Source organism: Paraburkholderia sp. (assembly GCF_049581445.1).
Taxonomy (GTDB): domain Bacteria; phylum Pseudomonadota; class Gammaproteobacteria; order Burkholderiales; family Burkholderiaceae; genus Paraburkholderia.
Map to the genome: position 1 here is coordinate 1 of NZ_JBAURZ010000361.1, position 18,845 is coordinate 18,845.

15 protein-coding genes and 1 tRNA gene are annotated in these 18,845 nt (G+C 60.4%); 6 read left to right on the forward strand and 10 right to left on the reverse strand.

The window, feature by feature from the left end; genetic code table 11:
- Positions 1–162: 162 nt before the first annotated feature.
- Entirely contained in the window at positions 163–723 is a 561-nt protein-coding gene (locus WCA85_RS30810) for an SCO family protein (protein WP_424068799.1), read from the reverse strand.
- Positions 724–1,315: 592 nt separating this feature from the next.
- Between WCA85_RS30810 and otsB the strand changes: the two genes are divergently transcribed.
- Positions 1,316–2,065, forward strand: a complete 750-nt coding sequence (gene otsB, locus WCA85_RS30815) for a trehalose-phosphatase (RefSeq protein ID WP_424068759.1) — start codon at positions 1,316–1,318, stop codon at positions 2,063–2,065.
- Positions 2,066–2,120: 55 nt separating this feature from the next.
- Positions 2,121–3,560 (forward strand): alpha,alpha-trehalose-phosphate synthase (UDP-forming), encoded by a 1,440-nt coding sequence (otsA, locus tag WCA85_RS30820; RefSeq protein ID WP_424068761.1) that lies wholly within the window; start codon positions 2,121–2,123, stop codon positions 3,558–3,560.
- Between the two features lie 119 nt (positions 3,561–3,679).
- Here the strand turns inward: otsA and WCA85_RS30825 are convergent, their stop codons facing one another.
- Positions 3,680–5,515, reverse strand: coding sequence for an ABC transporter ATP-binding protein (locus tag WCA85_RS30825; RefSeq protein ID WP_424068763.1), 1,836 nt, complete (start codon positions 5,513–5,515; stop codon positions 3,680–3,682).
- Between the two features lie 698 nt (positions 5,516–6,213).
- Here WCA85_RS30825 and WCA85_RS30830 point away from each other — a divergent pair.
- A complete protein-coding gene (locus tag WCA85_RS30830; protein WP_424068765.1) occupies positions 6,214–7,278 on the forward strand; it encodes a glycosyltransferase family 4 protein in 1,065 nt (354 codons plus the stop codon).
- 234 nt (positions 7,279–7,512) lie between these two features.
- Positions 7,513–8,367 (forward strand): hypothetical protein, encoded by an 855-nt coding sequence (locus WCA85_RS30835; RefSeq protein WP_424068767.1) that lies wholly within the window; start codon positions 7,513–7,515, stop codon positions 8,365–8,367.
- Between the two features lie 175 nt (positions 8,368–8,542).
- Here WCA85_RS30835 and WCA85_RS30840 read toward each other — a convergent pair whose 3' ends face one another.
- From WCA85_RS30840 to WCA85_RS30875, 8 genes are all read right to left on the reverse strand, one after another.
- On the reverse strand, positions 8,543–8,968 hold the full coding sequence (locus WCA85_RS30840) for an organic hydroperoxide resistance protein (RefSeq protein WP_424068769.1): 426 nt from the start codon (positions 8,966–8,968) through the stop codon (positions 8,543–8,545).
- A 201-nt stretch (positions 8,969–9,169) separates the two neighbouring features.
- Positions 9,170–9,736, reverse strand: a complete 567-nt coding sequence (locus WCA85_RS30845) for a TetR/AcrR family transcriptional regulator (protein WP_424068771.1) — start codon at positions 9,734–9,736, stop codon at positions 9,170–9,172.
- A 281-nt stretch (positions 9,737–10,017) separates the two neighbouring features.
- Positions 10,018–11,895: an ABC transporter ATP-binding protein gene (locus tag WCA85_RS30850; RefSeq protein WP_424068773.1), complete on the reverse strand. Its 1,878-nt coding sequence runs from the start codon at positions 11,893–11,895 to the stop codon at positions 10,018–10,020.
- Between the two features lie 408 nt (positions 11,896–12,303).
- A complete protein-coding gene (locus tag WCA85_RS30855; protein WP_424068775.1) occupies positions 12,304–13,509 on the reverse strand; it encodes a hypothetical protein in 1,206 nt (401 codons plus the stop codon).
- A gap of 371 nt (positions 13,510–13,880) precedes the next feature.
- Positions 13,881–13,955, reverse strand: a tRNA-Val gene (locus tag WCA85_RS30860).
- A gap of 48 nt (positions 13,956–14,003) precedes the next feature.
- Entirely contained in the window at positions 14,004–14,738 is a 735-nt protein-coding gene (gene dnaQ, locus WCA85_RS30865; RefSeq protein WP_424068776.1) for a DNA polymerase III subunit epsilon, read from the reverse strand.
- A 78-nt stretch (positions 14,739–14,816) separates the two neighbouring features.
- Entirely contained in the window at positions 14,817–15,263 is a 447-nt protein-coding gene (rnhA, locus tag WCA85_RS30870; RefSeq protein ID WP_424068778.1) for a ribonuclease HI, read from the reverse strand.
- The gene (locus tag WCA85_RS30875) at positions 15,260–16,099 is read right to left on the reverse strand and encodes a class I SAM-dependent methyltransferase (RefSeq protein ID WP_424068780.1); all 840 of its coding nucleotides are present in this window, start codon (positions 16,097–16,099) and stop codon (positions 15,260–15,262) included. Before WCA85_RS30875 ends, rnhA begins: the two co-directional genes overlap by 4 nt.
- A 19-nt stretch (positions 16,100–16,118) precedes the next feature.
- Here WCA85_RS30875 and gloB point away from each other — a divergent pair, with 19 nt between their 5' ends.
- Positions 16,119–16,910, forward strand: coding sequence for a hydroxyacylglutathione hydrolase (gene gloB, locus WCA85_RS30880; protein WP_424068782.1), 792 nt, complete (start codon positions 16,119–16,121; stop codon positions 16,908–16,910).
- 155 nt (positions 16,911–17,065) lie between these two features.
- Positions 17,066–18,769, forward strand: coding sequence for a transglycosylase SLT domain-containing protein (locus tag WCA85_RS30885; RefSeq protein WP_424068784.1), 1,704 nt, complete (start codon positions 17,066–17,068; stop codon positions 18,767–18,769).
- The last annotated feature ends 76 nt before the right edge of the window (positions 18,770–18,845 follow it).

The window sequence follows — 18,845 nt, forward strand, 5'->3', positions numbered from 1 at the left end:
CTGATCGCCGCAGCGCCAGCCGCCTGGGCGCCGGCGACGAAGCCGAGCGAGAGGGCAGCGGCGCAACTCAGCGCCAGGATTGATTTGATCTTGATAGTCATAAGCGAACTCAAAGAAACGGTGTTGCGGCTATGGCGACCGACGGTGCGTCGCCGGGATGGATCATGTAGGGGCATCCATGATACGACGCAGATCGTCGGCGATCACATCGGGCGAGTCATTGCCGGTGGCGAGCAGTCGCGCATGGCCTTGGGCATCGAAGATGTAGATAGCGGAGCTATGCGTGACTTCGTAATCGCCGTGCGGGTCGCGCTTTTCCATCTGGTAAGCAACGCGGTAGTGACGCGCCAGCGCCTCGATCTGCGCGTCGCTACCCGTCAGACCGACGGCATGCTGGGCGTCGAACGCGCCGACGTAATCGTGCAGAGCCTTGGGCGTATCGCGCGCGGGATCCACCGTGATGAAGAGGATGCGCACCTTCTGAGCTTGCGGGCCCAGCTTGCTCATGACCTGCATGAGGCGCGCCATGGTTTCCGGGCAGACGTCTGGGCAATGCGTGTATCCGAAATAAACTAGCGCCGTGTCACCCTTGAAACTTTCGCCGGTGACGGGTTTGCCGTCGTCGGCCACCAGCGAAAAGTCGAGATCCGGCAGATGGCCACTAACGTTCGTCAGATGCCAGGGCTCTTCCTTGTGGGTGCAACCGCTCAGCGCGGTGAACATTACAGTCAGCGCGAGCAGGGCGGGCAAGGAGGGGCGCTTCGAAAGGTGCAGATGATGCGTAGCGAGCCAGCGGCGCAATCTGCTCGCGACGCCAGACCCGCCGCAGAGCCGGCGCAGCGACTCGAAGCCTGAGCGACGCGAGGGTATTGCTTCTGGCGGTTGCGCCCGTTTTAACGACTTTCTGGGGAACAAAGCAGGCATCTGGTACTCGATCTATGACGGGGCGAATGCAACGTCTTGCAGCGCTGCCCGGCGGAAATCCGCATGAGGCTTTGCGCATGAGTCTGCCGGTTGTGCTCGGTCCGGCCAGCGTGGCTGCGACTGTATCGCAAAATGCTGAACGACGTCATACGCAGCCCCGCAGGGCCGGCATCGCGAGTCAATTTGACGCAGGCGAGTGAAAGCTGCCTGAAACATGAGCGTGCGGCGTTTGTACGGAAATCGCGTGGAAACCGCGAGCAAGGCCTGCACGGTAGGGCTGGATGGCCCCGCCGGCGTTGCACTCAGCCTTACTTTCCCGAAAAATAGCGGAACGCGCGGTAAGATGCGCACACTTTTGCGGCTTCGAGCGGCTGAAAGGCAAGACAAACCTATGCAAGCACTTCCGGCTGTTCTGTCTCCCAGTGAGACGGCATTCTTCTTCGATTTCGACGGCACCCTCGTCGAGCTCGCGCCCACGCCAGACGGCGTACTGGTGCAACCTGAGGTGATCAAACTGCTCGGCGAACTGCGTCGCCTGACGAACGGCGCGGTCGCGATCGTGTCGGGGCGGGGTATCGACAGCATCGACAGCTTCCTTGGCATGCCCGATTTGCCCATCGCCGGTCTGCACGGCGCCGAGCGGCGCGACTCGAACGGCGACACCCAGCGCATCGGCTTTCACGACGAGCGGCTCCTGCGCATGGAGCAGGTGCTGGCGGAGGTCGTCAACGGCAATCCCGGGATGTTGCTTGAAATCAAGGGTGCGGCGCTCGCGCTGCACTATCGCAATGCGCCGGATCGCGAGCCGGTCGCACGCGCGGCCACGCAGCGCCTGGTGGCCGATTACCCGGGCGCTTACGTGCTTCAACCTGGCAAGATGGTCTATGAAATCAAGCCAAAAGACGTCGACAAGGGGCGCGCCTTGCGGGCGTTTCTGGACGAACCGCCGTTCACCGGTCGCACGCCGGTTTTTGCCGGTGACGATTTGACTGACGAGAAGGGCTTTGTGGTCGTCAACGAGCACTGCGGCATTTCGATCAAGGTAGGTCCTGGCGACACAACTGCGCGCTCGCGGCTCGACTCGGTGGGAGCATTGCTCGGCTGGCTCGACACCATCGTCACGGCAGCGCGCGGACAATGACAGCTAGCGCGTTTCACCTGATATCGACGACTCTTCTGCACGGAAAGCGCGCTTCATGAGCCGACTGATTATCGTATCGAACCGGGTCGCACCGATCTCGGAAGGCGGCCCCGCTGCTGGTGGTCTCGCAGTGGGCGTCTACGATGCCCTGAAAGAAACCGGCGGCATGTGGTTCGGCTGGAGTGGCGAAGTGCTCACGTCGGGACCGCCGCAGATCAGTGTCGAAGAGCGGGGGCCGGTGACTTTCGCCACCATTGGCCTGATGCGGCGCGACTACGACCAGTATTACCGCGGTTTCTCGAACGCCACCTTGTGGCCGGCGTTCCACTACCGCGCGGATTTACTGCAGTACGACCGGCATGATTTCGAGGGTTATTGCCGCGTCAACGCCTGGCTTGCGCAACAACTCGTGCCGCTTCTGCGCCCCGACGATGTCATCTGGGTGCACGACTATCACCTGATTCCGTTCGCCCAGGCGTTGCGCGCCGCGGGCGTCAAGAACCGCATCGGGTTTTTTCTGCACATTCCGTTTCCGGCGTCGCAGGTGCTGCTGGCGGTGCCGCCGCATCGCGAACTGGTCGAGGCGTTGTGCTCGTTCGATCTGCTCGGTTTTCAGACCGCGCCAGACCTGCGTGCATTTTGCGATTACATCGTCAATGAGGCGAACGGTACGGTCGAAGTGTCGGCCCAGGGCCCGAGCGTCGTGAAGGCATTTGGCCGGTCGCTACGTGCTGCGGCTTACCCGATTGGTGTCTATCCGGACGAGATCGCCGAACTGGCCAAAGCGGGCGAGCGAGGCAAGCCCGTGCGGACCATGAAGGCGACTCTGCATGCGCGCAAGTTGATCATGAGCGTCGACCGGCTCGACTATTCGAAGGGACTGGTGGAGCGATTCCGCGCCTTCGAGCGGCTCCTCGAACACACGCCGTCCCAGCGTAACAAGGTGTCGTTCCTGCAGATCGCACCACCCACCCGGGCTGACCTGCATGCTTATCAGGACATCCGCTTGCAACTGGAAGGCGAGTCGGGCCGCATCAATGGTCGTTTCGCCGAACTGGACTGGGCGCCGATTCTTTACATTCACCGCCAGTACGAGCGGTCCGTGCTGGCCGCGCTGTTTCGCACGGCGCACGTGGGCTATGTGACGCCGTTGCGCGACGGCATGAATCTGGTCGCCAAGGAATATGTGTCGGCACAGGATCCGGAAAATCCTGGCGTGCTGGTGCTATCGCGCTTTGCCGGCGCGGCTCAGGAACTGGATGGCGCGTTGATCGTCAACCCGGTGGACATAGACGGCATGGCGGAGGCGCTGGCAACGGCGCTGTCGATGCCACTGGCGGAGCGTCAGGCGCGCTATCGCGACATGATGGTGCAGTTGCGCGAGAACAATGTCTCGGTATGGCGGGATAACTTCATGCGTGACCTGAAGGCCACCGGTGACGACGCAGGCGCAGAGAACGCGGTTAGCGTTACAAGTGAACCGCTGGCGGGCTAACGGACGCTGTATGTTTCCCGGCACGATATAAAAAAGCCGCTTCGATGCTGAAGCGGCTTTTTACAATCTGACGGCAGGAGTTGCTTGGTGGGCCGCCGGTCGCAGGTTTAATGTGCGTCTCAAACCACGTGCTGTTCGTCCACCTTCTTGCCGCCCGTGTGCAAGGTCGTGCCTTTGCCGTACTGCTTCGACAGCAGATCGCGATACAGCCCGGGCCGGTTGCGCAATTCTTCGGGACTGCCGTCGTCCACCACCTTCCCGGCGCTCATCACAATGATGCGGTCAAAGCTGTTCAACGTGGAGAGACGGTGTGCAATTGCGACTACCGTACGCCCGACCATCAGGCGGTCGAGCGCCTTCTGGATGGCTTCTTCGGATGCGCTATCAAGGGCCGAGGTGGCTTCGTCGAGCAGCAGGATCGGCGCGTTTTTCAGGATGGCGCGAGCAATCGCAATACGCTGCCGCTGACCGCCCGAGAGCTTGACACCGCGGTCGCCGACGATCGTGTCGTAGCCTTCCGGCATGGCTTCGATAAAGTCTGCGCAACGCGCTTCCCGTGCGGCAGCGAACACTTCTTCGCGGCTCGCCTCAGGGCGCCCATACGCAATGTTTTCGTAGACAGTACGGTGGAACAAGGCGATGTCCTGCGGCACCACCGCGATGGCGTGGCGCAGGCTGTCCTGGGTGATCGTCGCGACGTCCTGGCCGTCAATCTTGATCTGACCGCCCTGGGTCTCGTAAAAGCGCTGCAGCAGTGCGAGTACGGTCGACTTCCCTGCGCCGGATTTGCCGATCAGCCCGACTCGCTGGCCGGGGGGAATATGCAGATCGAAATGATCGAGAATCGGCCGACGGCGCGGATAGGCAAACGTCACGCCTTCGAAATCGATACGCCCGCCTTGCGGCACGAGTTCGACCGCGTCGGAACGGTCCGGCATGCCATGCGGTTCGAGCAGCGTGCGCACGGCCTCGGCGAGACGAGCGACGTGCTGGGTGACGTCGACGAGTGCAACGGCGAGGTCGCGCGTGCCGTGCAGGATCGTAAAGCCGAGCGAGCTGACCAGCACGATGTCGCCTGAGGTCGCGCGGCCGTTGTCCCACAGCCAGAGCGCCCAGCCGAGCAGGCCAGCCGACAGCATCGCCGTGATCACAGCATGTAGCAGGCGCAGCTTTTCAAGGTAAAGCAGGCTCTGCTGGCGCGCATCCATCTCGGCTTTCACCGTAGCACCGAAGCGCGCCTGCTCGCGGAACGTCATGCCGAATGCACGCACGAGACCCATGTTGCTGATGACGTCGACCAGTTCGCCATCGACCGAAGCGGCTTTGGTGGCGAAATGGTGGTGACGCGCGGAACCACGCCCCGCCAGCTTGTACAGCACCACCGAGAGAATCGCCGAGCAGATCATCAAGCCGGCGGCCATCAGCGGATTGACGGCGATGATCATGACAATCGCGCCGAGCACGGCAATGCACGGCGGCAGTACGTTCCACGCAGTGGTGTTCTCAGCGGTGTAGACGGCGTTCGAGGTCGCAGTGATGCGGCTGGCGAGCATGCCGGGCTGCTTCTCGGCGTAATACGTCGGTGAGTGGCCGCTCAGGTACTGGAACAGGTCGCGGCGCAGATCTCCCGTCACGATGACGAAAGTGTGCGCAGCGACCCAGCCGCCGACTCGCCACAGAAGGTTGTCTGCGGCGATCAGTCCGACAAGGATGGCGAACGCGCCCCACAGCGGGCCGGGGTGGTGGCGCCCTTCGCCGAGCACGTCGATCAGATGCTTGATCGCGTATTGAGAGGCGAGCGCACAACCCACGGCCGCGAACACGCTGCACAGAACGATCGCATGTGCGAACGGATGGCGGCGGATAAAGCGAAACAGAAACGCAAGCGGCCTGTGCGCATAGCTCGAAAGCTTGGCGTTGTGGGCATTACGCTGGGCGATGGTGAGATGTTCCAATGTGATCGTGTGGTCGGTGTGTTTCAGGTTATGTCATGCCACGGCATGGGCCACGGGGAGCATCGTCGCAAAAAGGCGCATGTTCGCATTGTAAACACGCAAAAGCCATTCCGCCCGGTTCCGGCGGTATCACGACGCGACTGATTTCGCGATGACTATGCGCAATCTGTGTACGCTCGACCCGGCCCTGCGGCGGAGGTTCATGCAGATTGCGGCACATTTCGAGATATAATTACAAACGCCATTCAATGCAGGGGCGGTGCACTAAAGCGGCGTGCTAAAGGCGCGAGGGAAGATTTTGCGAAAAACAACCTCCCGGCCGCGCACCGAAGCCAGTTCTTAATGTAGAACTGTCTTATAAAACAAGGGTTTGCAAAGTGTTTCCGCTTTGTAACAACGTAAAGTCTTTGAAATGTTTGGCTTCGCGGCCGCGGCTGGCACCCATAATGCGTGCTCGGTAGTGCCGCGAAATTATCTGACAGTTTGTCAACGAGTCTGAAGCGTGTGCGTTTTAAGGCACATGTACAGCCTGGTGACGATGATCAGTCTGGCATCTTTACCAAGCGATCCATCGCAGGATTTCTCGAACGAAACAGGCCCGTGCCGATTTTTTTCGGCCCGGCTGGCCAGGCGAGCGAAGCGAGTCGCTTTTCCCAACTGCAGTACTTTTGCCTGATTTTTTACGAGGAGTTCTCTCTATGCGAATCGCACAAATCGCTCCGTTGCACGAGGCGGTTCCTCCCAAGCTTTACGGTGGAACGGAACGGGTAGTGTCCTACCTGACCGAAGCGCTGGTCGAACAGGGACACGACGTGACGCTCTTCGCGAGCGGCGATTCGCAGACCTCGGCAAAACTCGAAGCTTTCTGGCCGCAGGCGCTGCGCCTCGACCCGACCATTCGTGACGTGATGGCTCCGCACATGCTTCTGCTGGAAGAAGTGCGCCGCCGTGCCGACGAATTCGATGTGCTGCACTTCCACATCGACTATTACCCGTTTTCGCTGTTCGCGCGTCAGCCGGTGCCGTTCCTGACCACGATGCACGGTCGTCTTGACCTGCCGGAACTGCAACCCGTCTTCAATACGTTCAGCGACGTGCCGGTCGTGTCCATCTCGGACAACCAGCGTATGCCGCTGCAGCAGGCGAACTGGCTGTCCACCGTTTATCACGGTCTGCCAGAAAACCTGCTCAAGCCGATTCCGGACGTCAAGCCGGGCTATCTGGCGTTCCTCGGCCGCATTTCGCCAGAAAAGCGCCTTGATACCGCGATTCGTATTGCTGAGCAGGCAGGCATGAAGATCAAGGTTGCCGCCAAGCTCGACAAGGCCGACCGCGCGTACTACGAAGAAGTGATCAAGCCGCTGATGTCGCTGCCGCACGTCGAATACATCGGCGAAATCAGCGAAGCGGAAAAGACCGAATTCCTCGGCAACGCGCACGCGCTGCTGTTCCCGATCGACTGGCCGGAGCCCTTCGGTCTGGTGATGATCGAAGCCATGGCTTGCGGCACGCCGGTTATCGCGTTCAAGCGCGGTTCAGTGCCGGAAGTGATCGAGAACGGCGTCTCGGGCTTCGTCGTCGAAGACGAAATCAGCGCGGTCGCTGCGGTCAACCGCCTGCACACGCTGCCGCGCGCAACGGTCCGCAAGGCATTCGAAGCGCGCTTCTCGTCGAAGGTCATGGCGCAGAACTACGTCACGTCTTACGAAGAACTGCTGCGCCAGAAGCGCCGCACGGTGCTGCGCGAAGTCAACGCAAGCTGAACAGGCGCTAGCCGCACCGGCTAGGCGAGCCGCGGATAAGGCGGTGGCCAAACATCTGCAACGCCCCGCATGCATCGAGCATGCGGGGCGTTGTTGTATGCGCGCCGCGCATTTTGGGCACAAGCGGTAGAAACTGGCCTTTCGTGGGAGGCAAGCGTGAGCCCTCTCGGTAATATCCCTATAATGGCCGTGCCGCAAATTTGGCTGCGGCGTCGTCGATGACAGGAGGGTGCCTTGGCGAGAACGAAAGAGACGCGTGCGAACCCGGCGCCTGGTGCTGGAACGATTTTCGCGTTGCGCGCCATCGGTCTCGTGATTCTGGCGCGCTGGCTGTTTTCGATGTCGTCGATGGATCTTGTCGCGTCGTTATCCGCGATGGCTTCGTCGCCGTGGGCCTGCGTCAATCTCGTTTTTCTGTTCCTGCTGATTTTCCTGCCGGGCGCGCGGGCTCAGGCTGAGCGGCCGTTTCATCCGTTGCCGCAATGGCTGCGGCAGGCGCTGCGTCTGTTTGCCTTTCTTGGCTTTCTGTTTGCTATCTGGTCGGTCGGCGCGTTTGTCTGGAGCGCGGGCGCACGGCGCGCGTTCCACGCGGTGGCGGCGACCAATGGCTGGCTGGTGGCCGCGCCGGCTCTGTATGCGGCGGTTCTGTGGATCTGCCGGCCGCGCGCGCTGTGGCGCACCAACATTGCGGCGCGACGTTTTGCGATCGGTCGTTATGCGATTGCGCTCGATACGGCCACGCGCACTGCGATCGTTTGGGTGGAAAGCCGCAAGCTCGGCCAGTACGACGCCCGCGAGTTGTCAGTGCGCTGGCCGGATGGCCACGCTGCGATGCCCAGTGTCCCCACGCCAACGCCAGTGATAGCCGGCGACGCGCAGAGCCTTGCCGGTTCAGCGGTCGGCGCGTCCGCCGGGCCGCAGAGCGTCGAGCGGGTTGGCTTTCTGCATCGGCGGCCGCAGGTCGAGTTAATGTGGGATTCTCCTGCGGCGGCGGGCCACAACCATCAGACGGTATTTCGCGCGGCGCTCGCCACTGAAGGCGACCGCGTGGCAGCGAGAGCGCTGGATTCCTCGCTGCGACAGGCCTGATCAGGCGGCCACGCCGTTACTTCATCGCTCGCCGCTTCGAATTTGCACCCGTAGCCCTAGCCCTGGTCTGCCAGCGCATCGACCGGAGCAACCTGAGTCAGCCGCGCCGGCAGAGCTTCAGTTGCTCCGCCGACGTGCGTGACCGTTCCAGGTCCGGACGGCGAGGGCGCGCTCTTTAGACGATCGTCAGCGTGACGTCGATGTTGCCGCGCGTCGCGTTCGAGTACGGGCAAACCACGTGCGCCTTGTCGACCAGCGCTTGCGCCGCTTCGCGTGTCATCCCAGGGAGCGAAATCTTCAGTTCGACTTCGATGCCAAAACCATTCGGGATCTGGCCGATGCCCACGCTACCGTCAATCGAAACGTCCGCGGGGATGGCGATCTTGTCGTGTGCCGCGACGAATTTCATGGCGCCGAGGAAACACGCGCTATAACCGGCTGCGAAGAGTTGTTCAGGGTTGGCGCCTTCGCCGCCCGCACCACCCAGCTCGCGGGGTGTGGTCAGCTTGAAGTCGAGGTTGCCGGCGGCCACCACTGCGCGGCCGTCACGGCCGCCGGTGGCGTGGGCTTCAGCGCGGTAGAGGACTTTATCGAGTGACATGGTGAAGCTCCTTTTAGAAAAGTAAGTGATCACAATCTACTATCTACTACTAGATAGATTCGCGCGCAAAACTAAGTGAGCGAACCGAATTTCTCCAACGTGTTTCACATCGTCTCCAGCTATCTATTTACTCAAAGATAGATAGCTGGGCCAAACAAAGAGGCGGCGTACCGCCTTATCCTTGACTGCTGCACCGCGTGCTTACCGCGCGATTCGCACCGTTGCTTCGACATCGTCGAGTCGGGCCTTGGTGTGAAACAAGCGGCTCGCCAGCACGCTGCCCTGAAAAGCCGCGAACAATGCACGCGCCGCATTCTCCGGCTTGCCGTTCACTGCGAGCGTGTGCTCCTGTGCGCCTTGCGCTAGCACCTTCGCCAGCCAGTTTTCGTTGGCCTTGAAGAACGCCTGAACTGCGTGCCGAATGGTGTCCGGCAGTGATCCGATGTCCGCCGCCAGCATGCCGCACAGGCAGATCTGACTGCCGTCACCGAGCGTCCTGCCAAACATCTTTGCGTATTTGCTGAGCTTTGCGTCCGCCGGCAAAGAAGCATCCACGCCGTGCAGGGCGTTGAACACCTCGTTGCTGTAAACATTGACCGCTTCCAGAACCAGATCGTCTTTCGACGGAAAGTAGTAGTGGATGCTCGAGGTCTTTACGCCGACCAGGTTCGACAGATCACGGTAGCTAAAGCCGTTGTAACCGCGCAGCATGATCAGCGTGACTGCGTGGTCGAGAATCTGTTCGCGTACTGTCGTTGGCGTTTCCATGGACTGAACTTTATCTACTGGTAGATAGACTGTCAAGCGAAGATCGAAAGACTTTCCGAGAAGGGCGGAGGGCTACGTTTTGAGGCGGGTGGTTCAGGTGCGCCGCGTTTCACGCGAGCGCCACTCCGCAACGGGCCAAACCGGCCGTGATCTGCGGTGACGTAAAAAAGCCAGCGTATCGGTGCGATACGCTGGCTTTGAACAGCAACACTGTGAGTGGTGCCGGAGGGTGCGGGGCTGATTGAACTGGACAACCTCGTTGCCATCGCTCGCCCGGCCGCTTACTCGTCGGTCACCATCTCGCGGTTATCGGTGCGGTCAACTTTGACGCGAGGCGCCGCGCACTTCACTTCCGGCTCACCGAGGCCCTTGATCAACTCAAGTGCCTGACGTTCGAAAAGACGCCGGTAAAGACCGTTCTCGAGCTGGATCAGCGCATCGTGACTGCCTTCCTCGACGACCTTGCCCTTGTCCAGCACCAGCAGCCGGTCGAGCGCACGCACGGTCGACAGACGGTGCGCGACCACGAGCGTCGTGCGTCCCACCATCAACCGTTCCATCGCCTGCTGGATCAGGACTTCGCTTTCGCTGTCGAGGCTCGACGTGGCTTCGTCCAGAATCAGCACCGGGGCGTCGGCGAGAAACGCCCTCGCGATCGCGACACGCTGACGTTCGCCGCCCGACAGTTTGACGCCGCGCTCGCCCACCAGCGTGTCGTAACCGTTCGGCAAGCTCACGATAAAGTCGTGAGCGCTGGCGAGCTTCGCCGCCCGTTCGATCTCGCTGCGGCTCGCACCCGGACGTGCGTAGGCGATGTTCTCGGCAAGCGAGCGGTGAAACAGCACGGGCTCTTGCTGGACGATCGCAATCTGACTGCGCAACGATTCCTGCGTGACATGAGCGATATCCTGTCCATCAATGGTGATTCGCCCGCCGGACACATCGTAGAGCCGCTGGATCAGCTTGATGAATGTCGTCTTGCCGGAACCCGAATGTCCAACCAGGCCGACACGCTCTCCCGGCGCGATACGTACTGAGAAGCCATCGTAAAGTGCCTTCGCGAGCGAGCCGTAGTGAAACGTGACGTGCTCGAAGCGGATCTCGCCTTTGCCAATCGTGATAGCGCGAGCGTTGGGTTGATCCTCGATACCAAGACGCTGGTTTGCCAGCGACACCAGTTCTTCCATGTCGTTGACCGAGCGTTGCAGATTGCGGATGTGCATGCCCACTTCGCGCAGATAACCTTGCAGCATGAAGAACATCGTCAATGCGAACGTTATGTCACCTACGCTGGCCCGGCCGCGTGCCCACATCAGCAACGCAGCGCCGAGGATCGAGGCCTGAATCAACACCAGCATGCCGCCTTGCACGCCGCCATTGAGCGTGCCGCGCACCCACGTACGACGGGTGCGATGGCGCCACTTTCCGATGATGCGCGCGAGCAGCACTTCCTCACGCGTTTCAGCACCGAACGCCTTGACGACCGCGTTGCAACTCACCGCGTCAGCGAGCGCGCCGCCCATGCGCGTGTCCCATGCATTGGCCAGACGCGCAGCGGGCGCGACGAAACCGAGCGACAGCATCGCCGTCACCGCGATATAGAGCACCGAGCCGAGGCCGACGACGAGACCCATCAGCGGCCAGCGCGCGCCGAGCAGCAAGGTTGAGCCCACCAGCATGACGAGCGACGGAAACAGCGCGATGAGCAGCGTGTCGTTGAGTATGTCGAGCGCCCACATGCCACGCGTGATCTTGCGCACGGTCGAGCCGGCAAAGTTGTTCGCATGCCAGTCGGTCGAGAAGCGCTGCACGCGATGAAACGCGTTGGCGGCGATCTTGCTCATCATGCGCAGCGTCAGGGCGATGATGTTCATGAACACGCCTTGCCGCAACAGCGTGGCGCCAAGGCCGAGGCCGGCAAGTGTGCAAAACGCCGTCATTGCTGCATGCCAGGCCGCAGGGTTACCGGCCGAGCCAGACGCGATGGCGTCGACGAGATGCCCCGCGAATAGCGGGGTGAGCACATCAGCCAATGCCGAGAGCAGCACGAGGCCGGTCACGGCAAAGATTCGCCAGGGTTGTTCGCGCCAGTGGCGAACGGTAAAGCCTAGGACGTCCTTGAAGGCTTGTCCGCGAAAGTCGAGTTTTCTTGTAGTCATTGGTCACGGCCTGGGGCGCTAAGACCCCGGGATTCCAGTCAGGAGCAAGAGGAATAGACAGCCGAAGCAAGCCAGAATGAACTGGAGAACAAGCTATGCAGCGTCTGGAAATTGCACAGGATCGCCGTGTTGGCAGACCTGTTTGGACGACGAGTTACGGTCGCGAGGCCACGTATAGGGTGGCAATGTGCATGTACATCATGTGTGCCTCCCTAAAGTGTCGAGTGAAGTGAAGAGTGAGGAAAACTATCTAACGGGACTGATGCCCGAAGCCTGAATATATAGCGACGCAACGACACATGCAAGTGGGTGGAGAACGGATGTTGTTGATCTGATACGAAGTTTTGCTGCGTGACGGGGGGGGGATTCTGGTCAGCGGTGCGGGAACCGAATGTCAATCGGAGCAACTCACGCCCGGATTATTCGAGGCCGGCTGTTTGCGAATACAAACGTCATGACCACTGCCGCCAGTCCGACAAACTGCCAGGTGGTTGACGCTCCCGAAATCCTGTGAAACGCGATGCCGAGGGTTCCTAACACGCTGAGCATCAAAGGAATCCAGGAAAACACTAATCCGATCAGGACGATCGTTCCAGCCTCGCCGGAGACCGTCTTCAAAAAAAGGAAAAAGCAGATGATGGCGGGAAAAAAGTCATATTCCTTCATTCGAGGACTGGCCAGAGTCAGCACGGAATAGAGCAGAAAAATGACCAGACCTTCGTTCTCGCCGGTTTCCAGCTTCTTTGGCAGAACCTTCACCGCCATGATCAAGGCAGCGCACGCCGTAATCCCATGCAGGGTTAGCGCGATTAAATCGTTATGAACAACTCGTCTATAAAACATGAAGAACGAATATCCCACGTCGCCGAGGTCGAGCATCTGATAATGGAGGGCCCCGATATAGCTCGAATAAGCTTCTGGATTGAAATATCTGGACGGCATCCACAACAGAAGAAATGTCGCGATTGTCAGCGCGGATCCCTGGACCTTTTTCCAGTTGCTTTCATGAAGTGATGCGGGAATCAGAAGATAGGCAAGGAAATACGGCTTGATGACCGACAGTACTGCTATGAGGATAAACGGAAAATTCCTGACAAGAAGTTCTGACGACCGGCTGCGTCGCAGGAAAGCGGCGATCAGCGCGAAATGCATGAAAGCGGTCATGTTTCCTGACTGGACCGACACGATCCCGACGCCGCCAAACGCAGCCGCTGAAAGAAGTGACGCGCATCCACTGGCGCGCCACCCTGTATCTGCGCGAATCGTTTGCCGGTCGGTCCGGGCATGCGCATTTGTGCGCAACCATTTCATGACCTCCATGACGAACCACCCGGAACTCATGGCATAGAGCACAAGCAGCCACGCCTTGAGCGGGGCGATGCGGTTTAAAAAGGCGAACGAATCCAGAACAAGGGGGTGGTAAACAAAAGGTAGACCGGCATTGATTCTGTATGGGTCGATACCTTTGCTCAAATCGGATATGGCTCTCAGATAGACAGACATATCCCACAAGCTTCCGTAGGGATAAGCGAGGTAAAGGTAGATAAGAACTGCGCTTGCACTGACCGGAATCAGGATGGAATCCGTTATCTTCAGCGCTCGGAAGTAATGCATTCTCGCTTCTCCATCACGACCTCATCCCATCAATCCTCCCACGTGGGCTGAACGTGCGGCGGCGCAACGAACGGAGTCAGACGCAACAACACAGCGGGCGCGAGAAGTCTGAAAACACGATATCAGCAAGTATGGACAGGGTTAGTTCGGTGTCCCACAAACGCCGACGTGCATTTCAGAAGCGCATATCCCGGTTGCAAATGGGAGCGGGCGTTTTCGGCGTTTTGAGGACCTGTCGACGCACGTGAACTCACCGTTGACGGTTGAGACGGATTGCGCCAATAGTGAATTCGCGCAAATTATTTTTAAGCAACGAAAAAAGCCCTGAGACTTTGGTCTGAGGGCTTTTCGTCTTGCGGGTCGCGCGAATCTGGTGGGTGGTACAGGGATTGAACCTGTGACCCCTGCCGTGTGAAGGCAGTGCTCTACCGCTGAGCTAACCACCCGAAGAGCTGTGCATTATGTCAGAGGTTTTTCGGTTCGTAAAGTACTTTTTAAGCGGTTTGCTCATCCGTTGTCGCGACCGGTTGAAGGCGCCACACGCTCGTTCCCTTGACTGCTTTGTCGAGGCCGTCGAGCACCGATTGATGAGCGGCGATTTCTTCATCGCTCGCGACGATCACCGGCAGTTCAAGCGAACTCAGCGCGACGCGCGGCGCGCGTTCAGCGCCACCGGTTGATGTTTCACCGAGCATGTCGATCACGAGGCTTTCCTGGCCACGCGTCATGGCCAGGTAGACTTCAGCGAGCAGCTCCGAGTCGAGCAAAGCGCCGTGCAACGTACGGTGTGCATTGCTGATGCCGAAGCGGTCGCACAATGCGTCGAGCGAGTTGCGTTTGCCGGGGAACATCGCCTTCGCCCGCACCAGTGTGTCGATCACTTCACCGCACTGTGAGCCGAACGACGGCAGACCGAGTAGCGCGAATTCAGCGTCGAGAAAACCGATGTCGAACGGCGCGTTATGAATGATCAGATCCGCACCCTGCACGAAGTCCTGCAAGTCGGCCGCGATCTCTGCGAACTTGGGCTTGTCGCGCAAGAACTCGGTGGTCAGCCCGTGAACCGCCAATGCGCCCGGGTCGCTGTCGCGTTCCGGGTTAATGTAGAAGTGCAGGTTGTTGCCCGTAAGCCGGCGGTTCACCAGTTCGACGCAGCCAATTTCGATGATGCGGTCGCCGGTGCGCGCATTCAGGCCAGTGGTTTCGGTATCGAGGATGAGTTGACGCATGTCGGATTAGCCCGCTCTAAAAATTGCTGGAGGAAACCTGAAATAAAAACCGCAAACACGAAGGCGCGAGCCCCAGTGTCAGGTTTCCGCGAGCGTCGCGACGCCGCGATTGGCAAGCGCATCGGCCCGCTCGTTTTCCGGATGTCCGGCGTGGCCCTTCACCCAGCGCCATTCAAGCTCGTGCTGCTGGACAGCGGCATCGAGCCGCTTCCAGAGGTCGGCGTTTTTCACGGGCGTCTTCGCCGCCGTCATCCAGTTTTTCTTCTTCCAGCCGTGGATCCACTCGCTGATGCCTTTTTGCACGTATTGCGAGTCGGTATGCACGACGGCCTTACAGGGCCGTTTCAGCGTTTCGAGCGCGGCGATCACCGCCATCAACTCCATGCGGTTGTTGGTGGTGTTCGCTTCGCCGCCGAAAATTTCTTTTTCCTGCGCGCCGTAACGCAGCAGCGCGCCCCAGCCGCCAGGGCCCGGGTTACCCTTGCAGGCGCCGTCCGTATAAATATCGATCAGTTCGGAAGTCATTTTCTCTGGTTGCGTGTGTTCGGTGTGGCGGCAGGAGCGAGCCCGGCAGCAAGGACGGGCTTTTTCACTTTCAACGGTCCAACGAGGTGCATGCCGCGCACCCGCTTGATGGCCTTGATCATGTAAGTGGCGCCGAAGATCGGCCACCAGCGGTCGCCGGCGGCTTCCATGAAGGCGTAACGGGCGAGCCACTGATCGCTGACGAGGGGCGGACGATAACAGCCGAAGCGCCCGCGCTCAAGGTCGAAGCCGAGCAGTTTAATCCAGTCCTTGAGACGGGTGAATGCAATCAGGTCGTGCGCCGCCGGCACGAACGGGCGGCCGGTCACCTTGCTGACCGATTGCCGCGCACCCCACAGCGACAGTGAATTGAAGCCGAGAATGATCAACTGGCCCTCGGGCATCAGCACGCGCTCGGCCTCGCGCAGCAGACGGTGTGGATCGGCGGTGAATTCGAGCGTATGGGGCATCACGATCAGATCGACGCTCTGCGCTTCGAACGGCAGGTCCAGCAGATCGCACCAGACCGCGCTGCGTCCGGCCGGCGCGTGGCGCCCGGAGGTGCCGGTGGCGATGCTGTTGCCAGCCCCGTTGCCCGCTGCGCGCGGATATTCATAGGGGGCGCTCGCGCCGCTCGCGGCGTCGAGCACGAGGCCCCGGCACGGCATGCGGTTTTCCCGCAGCGCGTCGAGTTGCGGCAAACCGAGTTGCAGTGCGTGGTAGCCGAACACGTCTGATACCACGCGGTCGAGCTGCGCCTGCTCCCATTCGAGGACGTAACGTCCAGGCGGCGAGTCGGTCCAGCCAGGCCAGTCTATAATCGTTCGGTCAGACATATTGAAGATTGCGTCGCCTATGAATGCGCTCGAGTACGTACCCGTCCCGGCTTTTGAAGACAATTACATCTGGCTCGTTTCGGACGGGCACCATGCGGTGGTCGTCGATCCGGGCGAGGCCGCTCCGGTTCACGCCTATCTGGCGAAACGGGGCTGGCGACTGAGCGCTATTTTACTCACGCACCATCACCAAGACCACGTCGGCGGGGTGGCCGATCTGCTGAATGGCCAGGCCGTGCCGGTTTATGGGCCCGCTGGCGAGTCGATCGCGCACCTCACGCACCGGCTTAAAAGCGGCGATCACGTGAGCATCGCCGAGCCGGCGCTTGAATTCACCATACTTGACGTGCCCGGCCATACGAGCGGCCATATAGCGTACTTTCAGGCAGCCGATCCAGCCGGAACGCCCCATGTGTTTTGCGGTGACACGCTGTTTGCCTGTGGTTGTGGACGCCTGTTCGAAGGCACGCCGGCGCAAATGCTGGACTCGCTTGACTCGCTCGCAGCGCTCCCCGGTGCCACGCAAGTTCACTGCGCGCACGAGTACACCCTGTCGAACATCCGCTTCGCGCTCGCCTGCGAGCCCGAGAATGCCCAGTTGCAGGCGTGGCGCGACAAAGCGGTCGCACTGCGCGAGCGCGGCGTGCCGACTTTGCCCACCACAATTGCCCACGAAAGGGCTGTCAATCCGTTCCTGAGGGCAGACAATCCGGCGATCCAAAGCACCTTGGCCGGGCAGTTGCATGAAACGGTGCCCGATCGTTTGACAGCGTTTGCGCTGATGCGTGAGTGGAAGAACAGATTCCGTTAACCCGTTGCCTTCTGGGGCCAACTTCACCTTGATTTTCGGAAAAATCTGCCAAGCCTAAGATTTGGCTGGGTTTTTAGTACATTTCCGATTGACGTAAACGTCCTGCTTTCGTACTATCGGCTGCAAATTCCAGTCCTATGGAAGCCGAGACGTTCATGAGATTTATCTTTAGTGCGTTATTGGTCCTCATGCTCGCCGCGTGCGCGAGCCAGGGACCGACGACGAGTAGCAATAGCACCGCTTCCACACAAGCCAGCCAGCAAGCCGTAGCCGACGCCCTTCGCAAGACAGCCTCTGCCAAAGAAACGATCGATGTTGATCAAGGCTCGGTCGATCAGTTGACGAGTCCCGACGCCGATCTGTGGGCCCGAATTCGCCGTGGTTTCCAGATGCCTGACCTGCAAAGCGACCTGGTCGACATGCAGGCGAACTGGTACGCGCAGCGCCCGGAATACGTACAGCGTATGACCGAGCGGTCGCAAAAATATCTGTATCACATCGTCGAGGAACTCGAGCAGCGGCATATGCCGACTGAACTCGCGTTGCTGCCGTTCATCGAGTCCGCCTACAACCCGCAAGCGTTGTCGGTGGCGAAGGCGGCCGGCATGTGGCAATTCGTGCCCGACACGGGCCGGACCTACAACCTAAAGCAGAACATGTGGCAGGACGAGCGCCGCGACGTGCTGGCGTCGACCAGTGCCGCGCTTGACTACCTCTCGCGTCTGCATGACATGTTCGGTGACTGGCAACTTGCGCTCGCCGCCTACAACTGGGGCGAGGGCAACGTGCAGCGCGCGATTGCCCGCAACCAGGCGGCGGGCTTGCCGACAGATTACGAAGACCTGCGTATGCCGAACGAGACACGTAATTACGTGCCGAAGCTGCAGGCGGTCAAGAATATCGTGATGAATCCGCAGGCTTACGGCCTGACGCTGCCATCCATTCCGAACCACCCGTACTTCGTGACGGTGACGACAGCGCACGATATGGACGTCGATGTGGCGGCCAAGCTCGCCAACATGTCGCCGGACGAATTCCGTTCGCTGAACCCGTCGTTCAAGAAGCCGGTGATCCTGGGCGCGACGCAGCCGCAAATCCTGCTGCCGTTCGATAACGCCAGCGCCTTCGAGCATAACCTGAAGGCCTACACGGGCAATCTGTCGTCGTGGACTACCTACACGGTCACCGAGCGTGCCGCGCCGGCCGCGATTGCGCAGAAGATCGGCGTCGACGCGGACACGTTGATGGAAGTCAACAAGATTCCGGCGGGCATGCGTCTGAAGCCGGGTTCGACCATCGTCGTGCCACGCAGCGATGACGATGCCGACGAAGACATCTCCGCCGACCTCGCCGAGACTGCGGTGCTGGCCATGGAGCCGGATGTCCCCGACACCCGCAAGATGCTGATCCGCGTGCGTCGCGGGCAGCCCATGGCTGCCTTGGCGGTTCGCTACGGCGTGTCGGTCGGGCAACTGAAGGCGTGGAATCGCACTCACCGCGACCAGGTCTCGGCGGGTCAGGTGATCGTGCTGCACGTGCCGGTCGGCAAGGCCTTGCCGAGCGAACCCGGTCCGGAGCGTATCGCGACGACCATGCAGGGCGGCGGTGTGCAGCGAATCGGCACCCATGTCGCAGACACGAAGAGTGATTCGCGTTACGATAAGAAATCAGGTCGTGGCCACACCAGCGTCGTCAAGGTGTCGGATTCGGCGGGCAAGGCCAGCAAATCTTCAGCGTCGGGCGCCGGCAGCAAGGGCAAGACATCGAAAGCGGCTGAGTCGGACACGTCCAGCAAGTCGTCGAAGGCTGCGGCAGCAGGCCGCCCGAAGACCGCAGCCAAAACGAAGAAGGGCAACTAGACCAAAGCGGCTTTCACGGAAGTGACCACATGCGTTGCGGGGGCAGCGCATGAATTGCGCTCCGATCACTTTTCGT

What these genes read in the sequence shown, in the direction of transcription:
- WCA85_RS30810 (WP_424068799.1), bottom strand. Translation starts at nt 723, where the DNA reads ATGTTCACCGCGCTGAGCGGTTGCACCCACAAGGAAGAGCCCTGGCAT.
- otsB (WP_424068759.1), top strand. Translation starts at nt 1,316, where the DNA reads ATGCAAGCACTTCCGGCTGTTCTGTCTCCCAGTGAGACGGCATTCTTC.
- otsA (WP_424068761.1), top strand. Translation starts at nt 2,121, where the DNA reads ATGAGCCGACTGATTATCGTATCGAACCGGGTCGCACCGATCTCGGAA.
- WCA85_RS30830 (WP_424068765.1), top strand. Translation starts at nt 6,214, where the DNA reads ATGCGAATCGCACAAATCGCTCCGTTGCACGAGGCGGTTCCTCCCAAG.
- WCA85_RS30840 (WP_424068769.1), bottom strand. Translation starts at nt 8,968, where the DNA reads ATGTCACTCGATAAAGTCCTCTACCGCGCTGAAGCCCACGCCACCGGC.
- WCA85_RS30845 (WP_424068771.1), bottom strand. Translation starts at nt 9,736, where the DNA reads ATGGAAACGCCAACGACAGTACGCGAACAGATTCTCGACCACGCAGTC.
- WCA85_RS30850 (WP_424068773.1), bottom strand. Translation starts at nt 11,895, where the DNA reads ATGACTACAAGAAAACTCGACTTTCGCGGACAAGCCTTCAAGGACGTC.
- WCA85_RS30855 (WP_424068775.1), bottom strand. Translation starts at nt 13,509, where the DNA reads ATGCATTACTTCCGAGCGCTGAAGATAACGGATTCCATCCTGATTCCG.
- dnaQ (WP_424068776.1), bottom strand. Translation starts at nt 14,738, where the DNA reads ATGCGTCAACTCATCCTCGATACCGAAACCACTGGCCTGAATGCGCGC.
- rnhA (WP_424068778.1), bottom strand. Translation starts at nt 15,263, where the DNA reads ATGACTTCCGAACTGATCGATATTTATACGGACGGCGCCTGCAAGGGT.
- WCA85_RS30875 (WP_424068780.1), bottom strand. Translation starts at nt 16,099, where the DNA reads ATGTCTGACCGAACGATTATAGACTGGCCTGGCTGGACCGACTCGCCG.
- gloB (WP_424068782.1), top strand. Translation starts at nt 16,119, where the DNA reads ATGAATGCGCTCGAGTACGTACCCGTCCCGGCTTTTGAAGACAATTAC.
- WCA85_RS30885 (WP_424068784.1), top strand. Translation starts at nt 17,066, where the DNA reads ATGAGATTTATCTTTAGTGCGTTATTGGTCCTCATGCTCGCCGCGTGC.